The 380-nt window shown below is 60.5% G+C and carries 1 protein-coding gene; it reads left to right on the forward strand.

Features of this window, described 5'->3' with window-relative positions; genetic code table 11:
• Nucleotides 1–103: 103 nt before the first annotated feature.
• Nucleotides 104–380: hypothetical protein (locus tag I6F16_RS37800; protein WP_225174817.1), on the forward strand; the 277-nt coding region annotated here is incomplete at its 3' end.

The following is a 380-nucleotide window of genomic DNA, read 5'->3' on the forward strand; positions in this document are numbered from 1 at the left end:
ATGCGAACGCAACCGGCGAGGTCAAGGACTACGCCGTTGCAGCGATGCAGGAGACTCGTCAGTTGATGCGTCAGATCGAAGCGAAGATGTACGAGTTGAAGCCGTGATCCCGAACATCACGAAGGGCTCCCGGACCGTCGGGTTGATGAAGTACCTGGTCGGTCCGGGGAAGAGTAACGAGCACACCGACCCGCACCTTGTAGCCGGTAGTCCGACGATCATGGCCTGGTTCGGGGACGCGCAGCTCAATGACCAGTCCGCGGTCCTCGTCGCCAGCGAGATCGACCTGAACAAGCGGATCAACGATGTCGAGATGGACCAGCACGTGTGGCACTGCTCATTGTCACTCCGGGCCGATGAACGTCCCGTCAGTGACCGCG

It is taken from the genome of Bradyrhizobium sp. IC4060 (genome assembly GCF_020193715.1).
Lineage (GTDB): Bacteria > Pseudomonadota > Alphaproteobacteria > Rhizobiales > Xanthobacteraceae > Bradyrhizobium > Bradyrhizobium yuanmingense.